This is a genomic window from Umezawaea sp. NPDC059074 (genome assembly GCF_042738955.1).
In the GTDB taxonomy this organism is placed as follows: Bacteria; Actinomycetota; Actinomycetes; order Mycobacteriales; family Pseudonocardiaceae; genus Umezawaea.
The window spans coordinates 24102-33995 of sequence record NZ_JBHYHC010000098.1 but is presented as its reverse complement, the minus strand read 5'-3'; the positions used below and the strand labels follow the sequence as shown (position 1 = coordinate 33995).

The 9894-nt window shown below is 69.4% G+C and carries 9 protein-coding genes; 3 read left to right on the top strand and 6 right to left on the bottom strand.

The features are described 5' to 3' along the window. Nucleotides 1-495: 495 nt before the first annotated feature. The 4 genes from ACFWW9_RS33025 to ACFWW9_RS33010 all read right to left on the bottom strand — a co-directional run bounded on the left by ACFWW9_RS33025 (nucleotide 496) and on the right by ACFWW9_RS33010 (nucleotide 5069). On the bottom strand, nucleotides 496-1161 hold the full coding sequence (locus ACFWW9_RS33025; protein WP_390386056.1) for a DUF6319 family protein: 666 nt from the start codon (nucleotides 1159-1161) through the stop codon (nucleotides 496-498). 49 nt (nucleotides 1162-1210) lie between these two features. Then, complete coding sequence (locus ACFWW9_RS33020) at nucleotides 1211-1834, bottom strand: DUF2238 domain-containing protein (protein ID WP_390386055.1); 624 nt, start codon at nucleotides 1832-1834, stop codon at nucleotides 1211-1213. Between the two features lie 128 nt (nucleotides 1835-1962). Further along, on the bottom strand, nucleotides 1963-4725 hold the full coding sequence (locus ACFWW9_RS33015; RefSeq protein WP_390386054.1) for a glycosyl hydrolase: 2763 nt from the start codon (nucleotides 4723-4725) through the stop codon (nucleotides 1963-1965). 131 nt (nucleotides 4726-4856) lie between these two features. Then, nucleotides 4857-5069, bottom strand: a complete 213-nt coding sequence (locus tag ACFWW9_RS33010; RefSeq protein ID WP_390386053.1) for a hypothetical protein — start codon at nucleotides 5067-5069, stop codon at nucleotides 4857-4859. Nucleotides 5070-5417: 348 nt separating this feature from the next. Between ACFWW9_RS33010 and ACFWW9_RS33005 the strand changes: the two genes are divergently transcribed. After that, nucleotides 5418-6287: a hypothetical protein gene (locus ACFWW9_RS33005; RefSeq protein WP_390386052.1), complete on the top strand. Its 870-nt coding sequence runs from the start codon at nucleotides 5418-5420 to the stop codon at nucleotides 6285-6287. Nucleotides 6288-6290: 3 nt separating this feature from the next. Here the strand turns inward: ACFWW9_RS33005 and ACFWW9_RS33000 are convergent, their stop codons facing one another. Next, the gene (locus ACFWW9_RS33000) at nucleotides 6291-6743 is read right to left on the bottom strand and encodes a MarR family winged helix-turn-helix transcriptional regulator (protein WP_390386051.1); all 453 of its coding nucleotides are present in this window, start codon (nucleotides 6741-6743) and stop codon (nucleotides 6291-6293) included. Nucleotides 6744-6822: 79 nt separating this feature from the next. Between ACFWW9_RS33000 and ACFWW9_RS32995 the strand changes: the two genes are divergently transcribed. Next, nucleotides 6823-7731: an NADP-dependent oxidoreductase gene (locus ACFWW9_RS32995; RefSeq protein ID WP_390386050.1), complete on the top strand. Its 909-nt coding sequence runs from the start codon at nucleotides 6823-6825 to the stop codon at nucleotides 7729-7731. 21 nt (nucleotides 7732-7752) lie between these two features. On the opposite strand, the gene metG is transcribed toward ACFWW9_RS32995, so the two are convergent. Beyond that, nucleotides 7753-9183, bottom strand: a complete 1431-nt coding sequence (metG, locus tag ACFWW9_RS32990; RefSeq protein WP_390386049.1) for a methionine--tRNA ligase — start codon at nucleotides 9181-9183, stop codon at nucleotides 7753-7755. 251 nt (nucleotides 9184-9434) lie between these two features. Here metG and ACFWW9_RS32985 point away from each other — a divergent pair, with 251 nt between their 5' ends. Next, a complete protein-coding gene (locus tag ACFWW9_RS32985; RefSeq protein WP_390386048.1) occupies nucleotides 9435-9893 on the top strand; it encodes a hypothetical protein in 459 nt (152 codons plus the stop codon). The last annotated feature ends 1 nt before the right edge of the window (nucleotide 9894 follow it).

The window sequence follows — 9894 nt, the reverse complement described above, 5'->3', positions numbered from 1 at the left end:
GCGTCTTTCCAGCCTTGACAAAGCGAAAGAGGGTGGGATAATTGGCGCAACCGGGGGTTAGCCCCCACAACACCGGACCACCCCAAACAAACCCGCAACCCCGATCACACCCCAAACAAGGGTCCCCCACCCGTGAGCACCCCCCGACACACACGCTACCCACGAGGTCCGACATTCAAGACCCCCTCAACATCCCCCCACAGAGTGAACAACGGCCCCGATCCCACCAAGGGGACCGGGGCCGCAGCCTTCACTCACGTCAACAGCTCGAGCAACACCCGCACCCGGGCCCGGTGCATCCACCACAGCAGTTGCAGCCACCGAGCTGGGCCTGTTCCACAGTCGTGATCTCTACCGCCATCATGGCCTCCCCGTGATCGAGCGGACCTCCAGCACCGAAGGTATTTCGACCTCACCGTCCGCCCTACCGCTAGCCAGGGGAAGTCCCATCACCCGATCGCGGACTGTTTGTCATCACTACGTCGCAATCCGTGGTCACCCCGACAGTTCGTCCAGGGCCTTCTGCGCCAACTCCAGTTCCGCGCGCAGTTGCTCCACGCGGGCCAGGTGCGTTTCTCGTGCCGCGCTCAGCACGGCGTCCACGGCCGAGGCCACTTCGGGGTGCAGGAGTTTCGCGGCTTGGGCCACGGCGCTCGGGCTCAGGGCCGCTTGGCGGAGGGTGCGCTTGACGCCGACCAGGACCTCGGCCGCCCACTCGCCTTCGACGGTCGACGTCAGGGTGATGGTGACCTCGGCGGGCTTCACGCCCTTGCGCGCGGCCGGAGCGGCCTTGGCCGGTGCCGGCTTGGGCTTCTCCACCGCGGGCGGCGGCGCGGGCGTGTAGACGTGCTCGATCTCCACCGGCTTCTCCGGCTCCGCGACCTTCACCGGCTCCGGGGCCTTCGCCGCGGGGGCCTTCTTCCGCGGCGGCTTCTCCGTCGTCAGTTCGGCGGGCGAGAAGGAGATCTCGTCGCGCTCCCCCGTTGGGCGGACCTGGATGAAGTCGCCTTCCTCCGGCTCGGTGAACGCGATCACCTTCGCCGAGCGCCCGGCCTCCACCCCGACCGCGGCCGAGGTGAACCAGACAGCGGGCTGGCGCCCCTCGGCGAGCTCCGCGCGCAGGTGGTCGAGATCCTGCGGTGACAACGAGCTCTGTGCCATCTGCCCCTCCAAGAACGATCTTGACATTCCCAACCGGGTGCAGACTGCCTTATGGCACCGACAGTTTTGTCATCGGCATCCGCGACACCTGTCGATCGTGCACCCGCCCGAGCGCCAACTGTGCGCCGAGCGCCCCCAGAAGGGCAAGGAACATGTCCCACTGGCTGTCCCACACATCCCCTTGCGTGCCAAGGAAGTCCTCCGCCGAAGAACCGCCGATCACCGCTCCGGCCCACTCCACCAGCTCGTAGGCGGCGCTCACGCCGAGACAGGTGAAGGTCACGAGCGCGAACAGCCACCGCCCGGCGCGCAACGGCGTCCGACGCAGCAGCAGCTCGCGGACGATGATCGCGGGCACGAAGCCCTGCACCACGTGGGCGAACCGGTCGTAGGGGTTGCGCTGGAGGTCGAGCAGGTCGCGGACGCGGAACCCGACCGGCACCTCGGCGTAGGTGTAGTGCCCGCCCAGCGCCAGCACGCACGCGTGGCCGACGATCAGCCAGCGGGTGAGCCGCGTCAGCGGGAACCGGCGGTGGGTGAGCAGCAGGATCGGCAGCGCGATGAGGATCGGGGCGACCTCCAGCAGCCACGTGCCGTAGCTCTTGGGCCCGATGGCCGACACGGCCACCGCCGCCACGACGAGCCCCACCTGGACGACCGGTTCGCGTTCCATGCGGGAATACTGCCCGGCCGCCGACCGCGGGGCCACCCACCGAAGTGTCCACAAAGGACTCCGACGGTCCGGTGAGCGCTCACCGGACCGCCGGAGCGGGTCCTTCGCCGATCAAGACAGGAACCGGGTCACTGCCCGAACGAGAACCAGTTCACGTTGACGAAATCGGACGGCTGGCCGCTCGTGAACGTCAGGTAGACGTCCTGCTTGCCGGTCAGCGACGACATGTTGGCGGGCACGGTCCGCCAACTCTGCCAGCCGCCCGTGTTCGCGACGGCGAACGAGCCGAGCACGGCGCTCGTGGGACTGCCCACGCGCACCTCCACCAGCCCGCTCACGCCGCCCGCCGCACCGCTGGCGACCCGCGCGCTGAACTGCCGCCCGGTGGCGGAGCCGAAGTCGACCCCCCGGAACAGCGCCCAGTCCCCGTTGCCGAGCCCGGCGATGTTCTGCCCGGCCCCGCTGTCGGTCGTGGTCTCGGTCAGCACCCCGCTCTGCCCGTCGAACGACTCGGCCTGGATGGTCGCGAACGCGTTGCGCCCACCCGTCGGAGGCGTGGTCGTCGTCGTAGTAGTGGTCGTGGTCGTGGTCGTCGTAGTCGTCGTGGTCGGCGGAACGCCACCGCTACCCGAGTCGACACCGGACCCCGCAGGCCCCCGCCACCCGGTCGACGCCGCGGGCACGGACAGCGTCTGCCCGTCGGAGAACGACACCGTCGCCGCAACCGTGCCGGGGTTGTACGCGACGTACGTCTTCGCGCCGTTCTTGTTCAGCACCGCGTAGGTCGGAACGCTCGCGGTGACCGTGTGGTCGGGCGTTCCGTAGGTGTTCAGCGAGGTGATCCAGTGGTAGGCGTGCGCCCTGGAGTCACCGGCCTCCGGCTCCAGCCCGCCGCCGTAGTTGGCCAGCGCCTGCGCCGGGTCGGCGATGGCGAGGAACTCGGTGATGACGTCCTTCCACTCCACCTCCGTGCCGCCGTTGTTGGCCCGCATCTCGGCGATGTTCTGGAGGATGTCGGCCTTCCACGCCCCGTGGTACAGCGAGCCGCCGGTGATCGGCAGCATGTTGATGCCGTGGATCTCCTCCGGGTTCGCGGTCCACCACGTGCCGTAAGCGCCGCCGTTGCCCCACACGATGCCGACCGTGCCGTGGTTGAACCCGGCCGGGAACACGGCGTTGTCCTTGTTGAACCAGTACTGGCCGATGGCGGCCTGCTGGGTCGTGTACAAGTAGATGCCCGCGTCACGCAGGGAGTTGTCCCCGGTCGCCTGGCCGAACAGCACCGCGGCGGTCGCGAACATCATCGACTCCGACGACGACTCCTCGTTGTTGCCCGCCGCGAAGCCCTGGTGCCCCGACGCCCAGTTCTGCCCGGCGTACGCGTCGAACGTGCGCAGGAACGGGAACCGGTTCTCGGAGCGGTCGTAGTTGTTGGCGTCCTTGACGAGCATCTTGACCATGCCGCCGTAGCGGGCGTCCGAGGCCCACGCCGGGTCGTGCTGCGCCACGATCGCCGCGGCCAGGACGAAGTAGCCGTAGTGGAAGTGGTGGTCGTTCAGCTCGCTGTCGGAGCCGAACGACGCCGGGTAGCCGATCAGCGTGTCCCACGTCGAGTCGTAGGCGAAGTGCCTGCCGGACTCGCCGGGGGTCGCCGTGAGCCAGTCGGTGAGCCGATCGCGGACCATCGCGATCAGCCGGTCGCGGCCCGCCGTGTAGCCGATCTGGTTCGCGATCCGGGCGAGGTTCGACAGCCGGTTGAGCGCCTTGCCGGTCCAGTAGGTGTCCGTCGCGCCCTTCCACGGGTCGGCCGCGTTCAGCTCGGCGTCGATCTCGTTGCGGAGCCTCGTGGTGTCGGCCTGGCTCGACAGCGGCAGCGCGGGCAGGACGCCGCTGAACGCCTGCCGCGTGGTGAACGACCCGCCCTCGCGCAGCCGCATCTCGCCGCGCGGCGAGGCGTAGCGGTGGGCGGTGACGGCGTCGGTCGAGTTCAACCACTGGTGGCGGTAGAGCGCCTGGAGCGTGCCGGTCTGCGTGCCCTGGCGGGCGACCGTGGTCGCCGCGTAGGTCGCGGACGACTGCGCCGTGCCCGCGTTGTACGACCACGACACCTTGGTGTCGGTGACGAAGGAGAAGGCGTACTTCTGGAACAGGGCCAGCGCGTCGCGCGACGGCAGCAGCGCGACGGAGAAGAAGCCCGCGGCCGAGGTCGCCTCGGAACCGGAGACCGTCCAGGTCGACGGCGAGAACAGGGCGTACTCGTGGCCGTTGATCGTCACCCCGAGAACGCCGGGAGTGTTGCTCCACACCGTGGCGGTGGCGTTGAACCCGACGCGGGCGTTGCCGCCGGTCGCCTCCGCGAAGACGTACGGCTGGCCGTGGCCGATGGTGGTGCGCAGGGTGCGGCCACCGGCGGTCCACAGTGGACTGACCGTCCAGTCCGACCAGCCGTCGACCGCGACGCTCGGGGCGTTGAGCCCGGAGACGCCGACGAACAGGTCGTCGCGGTGCATCATCTCGTAGGCGGTGCCGTTGCCGACGATCGCCGCGGTGTTCGGGTAGCCGACGCCGAGCCCTTGGGCCGCGGCGTGGAACGACATCGGGTGGGCGTACAGGTTCTCGCCGTACGGGTTGCCCGCGTACCGCTGCCAGACCAGCGACGACCACCACTCGTTCGTGGGCACCGGCTGGCCCGCCATGCGCGCGGTGACCTTCGGGGTGACCGGCGCGCCGTCGGAGTTGGACGGCCCGACGGTGCCGGCGGGCCGCTCGGTGGCGTAGCTGCCCGCTCCGACCGCGACCGCGTTGGCGGCCGGGGGGAGTATCAGGGTGATCGTGGTGGCCGCCGCCAGCGCGGCGGCGAACGCCGCGAGGCGGGGTCGGGTCGAACGCACAGGGAACCTCCAGCGGAGCAACAGGGACTCACACTGTGAGAGCGCTCTCACATTATCGATACGGTAAACCCCATGTGTCCGACTGTCCACGATTTGTTTCTTTTGCGCGTCTTGCCGGGAAAGAAGGCGGACTACTCCGCCGCGTCGCCCTCGACGTCGCGCAACCGGTACTCGCACCCGTACTCGACCGCGTACTGGAGGTCGTAGTGGTGCACGATCTTCGGCCCGCCGTGCAGGTGGACGTGCGTCAACGTCGCCTTCGGCTCGGCGGGCGGCTCGGCGTGCGAATCCACCCGCCCGTCCAGAGGCCCACCGACGAAGCGCACCACATAGGCATGAGTCATCGCGACCTCCCGTTCACCGACCCTCCACCGTCCTGACCATCGTACGAGGACGAACCTGCGTTGTCGGCCGTTCGCGCCGGTTTACAGCCGGTTGGCTCACTCCTCGAGCACGCTGAAGCACAGGTCAGCAAGGCTGTGGAGCGGTTTCGAAGCTTGGAGAGAATCTTTCGCGGAGGCGCGTCGGCCTGGCGGGGACAACGAGGTAGCGCAGGTCTCGGATATCCCCGAATGCGTCGAATGCGGAAACGAGGAGTCCAGTTCGGCCCGAACAGCCTTGTTGCGTACACGGACCCGCTCACGCGAGTCACGATGGACAGGTTCCGCGACCGACAACGCCGTGGAGGTCCCGTGCTGCGCGGATTCATCAACTACCTCGACGACTACCTCGACAGGACCGGCATCACCGGACTCATCCAGGGGGCGCTGGGCATCCTGGCGTTCGCCAGCCTGCTGAGCGCCGTCTTCGGCTCGATCGCCATCAAGGCGGGCGCGCTCGTCATCGCCACCTTGGGCCTCATCGGTGTGCTGCTGATGCTGACCACGCACCACCGGACCCTCCGCGCGCAAGCCGACGAGCACCGCTTGCTGCTGTCGCGGTACTGCAACGCCCTCACCCGTGAGATGAATCAGATGTGGCACATCCACCGCTGGCTGGAGACGACTGACATCGACCAGCGTGGCAACGCCAACGGAAAGATCATCGTGCACGCCACCGTCGAAGCGGAGGCACTGCACTTCCTGCGCATCTGCGTAGGTTCGAATTGGCGCCAGCCGGAACACACGAAGCGGAACGTCCAGGTCACGTTGGCAGGCCTGGAGATCATGGGCACGGGGAGCACTCGCTGGCGGGAGACGTCCCGGTGGCAGCCGGACGGCAGGCTGGAAGTCCTCGCGCACTGCGTTTCCACGCTACCCAAAAAGGGTGACCAGATCCGGCTGCACCTCGAGTACACCTGGCCGGGGAAGTGCCTGCCGCTGGCACGTCGCGAAGTGGACGAGTTCGTGTGCGAGTTCAGCCGACCTCTCGCCCAGTTGGAGTACCGGATCTCCCTCCCGGTCGGCACGCGCACAAAGTACGACGCCGTCGGCTTGGACCACCAGCAGGACACCTTCGACCTGTCTCTTTACTCCCCGAAGCACAAACGCCCTGTCGTCCACCTCATCGCCAACGACATCGCCGCCGACCGCCGCGTCGGCATGCGCCTCGACCTCCAGTAGCCGCTACTCCCCCACGCGGTCGGCGTCGTGCGCCGCGAGCACCCGCAAGAGCAGCGACTCCAGCACCGCGCGTTCCTCCGCCGACAGCACCGCGAGTGCCGTGCGCTGCGACTCCTCCGCGATCGGCCGGATCCGGTCCACCAACGCCTGCCCGGCTTCGGTCAACACGACCCGGTGCCGACGCCGATCCTGCGGATCTGACTCACGGGCCAACAGCCCTCGTGCGGCGAGTTTGTCGATCTTGCCGACGAGGTGGCTCTTGTCCATGTCGAGGGATTCCGCGATCCGCTGCTGGGACAGCGGGCCGAAGTCGGCGAGTGCCACGAGCATCCCGTACTGGGGCAGGAGGAGGTCTTCGGCGGCCAGCACGTCCCTCAGGTGCCTGCGCCCGTACTTCGCCACCTGGTCACCCACGTAGGAGGGCATGGCGAGCAGCGAAGGCGGGCGGACGCTCATGTGACGATGGTATCAGCCGAAGACAGTAGCGTGGTGCTACCGTTGACTAGTCAGCTAACTACTCGGTGAGGACCACCCCATGCGCGCCCTGGTTTCCCATTCCTACGGCCCCGTCGACCAGATCGAGGTCGTCGAGCTGCCCACGCCGGTCGCGGGCCCCGGTCAGCTGCTGGTCCGCGTCGAGGCGGCCGCGCTCAACCCGCTCGACGGCAAGCTGGTGACCGGCGTGATGCGCGAGATGATGCCGGTCGAGCACCCCTTCACCCTCGGGTTCGACGTCGCGGGCACGGTCGAGGCGCTCGGTGACGGCGTGACCGGGTTCGCGGTCGGCAACGCGGTCGTCGCGTACGCGAGCGCCGGGATCGCCGAGTACACGGTGGTCGACGCCGGCGCGGCCGTCGTGCAGCGACCTGCGGGCGTGGACGCCGTGCGCGCGGCCGCGCTGCCGGTGGCGGGGCTGACCGCCGCGGAGCTCGTGGAGGCGGCCGACCTGAAGGCGGGCGACCGCGTGCTCGTCGTCGGCGCGACCGGTGGCGTCGGCGTGTTCGCCGTGCAGCTGGCCGCCCAGCTCGGCGCCGAGGTGTGGGCGACCGCCCGCCCCGAGGAGGCCGAGTTCGTGCTCGGGCTGGGCGCGCGGCACGCCGTCGACTACACCTCCGGCGACCTCGCCGCGCAGGTCAAGGACGTCGACGTGCTGATCGACGTGGTCAACTTCGGCGCGGGCATCCCCGGAGCCGAGGTGCGCGACGGCGGCCGGGTCCTGACGCCGGTGGGCGGCTGGGACGAGTCCACGTTCGACCGCGGCGTGACCGCCGCCTACGTGGGCAACTCCGGCCGCGTCGAACTGCTGCGCGACCTGGTCGAGGCCGTCGAGACCGGCAAGGTCACCGTCCCGGTGAGCGGCACCGCACCGTTCGCCGACTCCGCCCAGGCCGCGTCGGACTTCTTCACCTCGCACAAGCGCGGCAAGGTCGTCATCACGTTCTGACCGCCGGTGGTGTTCCCGCGCTCACCCCAAGCGCGGGAACACCGGTGCGATCGCCGCCCCGTCGCACTGCGCGGCGATCCGGGCGGCGGCCGACGGCAGGAACGGCGTGAGGTGCTCGGCGAGGTCGCGGCACGTCGCGAGCAGCTCGCCGAGGACCGCGCGATCCTTGCCCGCCCACGGTTTCGCGGCCTCGACGTACCGGTTGGCCTCGTCGCCAATCCGTGTCACGGCCTCCACCGCGCGCCGGAAGTCGAAGCCCGCCAACGCCCGATCGATCGTGCCCGCCGCCTCGGCCCGAGCCCGCCGCAACGCGGTCGCGCCGGGGTCGTCGCCCTCGGCAGGACCGAACCGGGCGATCATGGACACCGTGCGGTTGACCAGGTTGCCGATGTTGTTGGCCAGGTCCTCGTTCGCGCGGGCCACCAGCCGTTCGACGGTGAAGTCCGTGTCACCGGCCCGCGCCACCTCGCTGAGCAACCACCACCGCACGGCGTCCGACCCGTACCGCGCCACGACGTCCACCGGGTCCTCGGCGTCCCCCGCGGACTTGCTGATCTTGCGACCGCCCGCCGTCAGGTACTCGTGGACGAAGATCGTCGTCGGCAGCGCGAGCCCCGCCGACAGCAGCATCGCGAGCCAGTACACGGCGTGGAACCGGATGATCCCCTTCCCGATCACGTGCACCCGCTCCGGGCACTCCTCCCACCAGCGCCGGAACCCCGCGTCGTCGGTGCCGTAACCGGGCCCGGTGAGGTAGTTGGCGAGCGCGTCGAACCACACGTAGACGACCTGCCCCGGATCGCCCGGCACCGGAATCCCCCACCCGCGGGCTCGTTCGACGCTCCGGCTGACGCTGAAGTCCTCCAACCCGGACCGCAGGAACGCCAGCACCTCCCGCTTACGCGACAGGGGTTCGACGCGCACCACGTCGTCCGAGACGATCCGCTCCAGCCGTTCCTGGTACCGGCTCAACCGGAAGAACCAGTTGTCCTCCTCCACGGTCTCCGGCACCGTCCCGTGCTCGGGACACCGACCGTCCACCAGCTCGCCGGGCACGTAGAACACCTCGCAGCCCACGCAGTACAGCCCGGTGTAGCCGCGCCGGTAGAAGTCCCCGGCACAGGCCTCCCACAACGCGCGCACCCCGGTCGCGTGCCGCGGATCGGCACTGGTCCGCACGAAGTCGTCGAACCGCGTCTCCAACGCGGCCCCGAGCCCCACGAACCGCTCGGCCACCTTGGCGACGTAGACAGCGGGAGTGACCCCTTCGGCCTCGGCGCTCTGCACGTTCTTCAGCGCGTTGTCATCGGTCCCGGTCTGCGCCCGCACCTCGTCACCGCGCTGCCGCCGATGCCGAGCCAGGACGTCGACCTGCACCAGCTCCAGCGCGTGCCCGATGTGGGGTTTCCCGTTGACGTACGGGATGGACGTGGTCACGGAGTAGCGGCTCATCACTACCCTTCCCGGCCCCTGCGACACGAGTCGGCCCACAGGGGCCTCCTCGGTGGCGGGTCAGGACGTGCGGAGGAGGCCGGACGACATCATCCGGCCGGACGTGCTGAAGGTCCTCGACACGTCGTCGAGGATACGCGGGAACAGGGGTTCCGGTCCGCTCCTTTGTTCGCACGCGAACGAGAGCGACCACGTAGACCGGTCGTTACACGTGATCTGCGGGCTCCCGACCCCTCGAAGTACCGTCGCTCATGGCGTCCTACCGAGTGGAACTCCCCGCAGGCTGCACCGAGGTCACGTTGGTGCGGGTCGAGGACGGGTCGGAGACGGTGGTGCGGTTCGACGTGGACACGGCGTTCGGGCCGGTGTTGCGGGAGGACGTCGCCGGGCGGTTGCGGGAGTACCTGGTTCGTGAACCGGGGTCCGAGGCGCCCGCGCTGGTGGACTTCATGGTGCGGCGGTTGGGGTTCCAGGTCGGGCCGGTGGTGGCGCGGTCGCCGATCCGGTTGACCGTGGTGGACCGGCGGACCGTGACGTTGTGGGTCGGGGCGGCGACCGTGGTGAGCGCGAGCAAGCGGCAGACCGCGTTCGCGCTGTCGTTGCCGGGCGCGGTGCAGAAGGACGACGCTCGCGTGCTGTTCCGGTTGGGCAGTCCCGGCACGGACGGTCCGGGGATCGTGCGCGCCTTCCGGGACTGGGCCGGGGCGTGAG

What these genes read in the sequence shown, in the direction of transcription:
- ACFWW9_RS32995 (WP_390386050.1), top strand. Translation starts at nt 6,823, where the DNA reads ATGCGCGCCCTGGTTTCCCATTCCTACGGCCCCGTCGACCAGATCGAG.
- metG (WP_390386049.1), bottom strand. Translation starts at nt 9,183, where the DNA reads ATGAGCCGCTACTCCGTGACCACGTCCATCCCGTACGTCAACGGGAAA.
- ACFWW9_RS33020 (WP_390386055.1), bottom strand. Translation starts at nt 1,834, where the DNA reads ATGGAACGCGAACCGGTCGTCCAGGTGGGGCTCGTCGTGGCGGCGGTG.
- ACFWW9_RS33000 (WP_390386051.1), bottom strand. Translation starts at nt 6,743, where the DNA reads ATGAGCGTCCGCCCGCCTTCGCTGCTCGCCATGCCCTCCTACGTGGGT.
- ACFWW9_RS33025 (WP_390386056.1), bottom strand. Translation starts at nt 1,161, where the DNA reads ATGGCACAGAGCTCGTTGTCACCGCAGGATCTCGACCACCTGCGCGCG.
- ACFWW9_RS33010 (WP_390386053.1), bottom strand. Translation starts at nt 5,069, where the DNA reads ATGACTCATGCCTATGTGGTGCGCTTCGTCGGTGGGCCTCTGGACGGG.
- ACFWW9_RS32985 (WP_390386048.1), top strand. Translation starts at nt 9,435, where the DNA reads ATGGCGTCCTACCGAGTGGAACTCCCCGCAGGCTGCACCGAGGTCACG.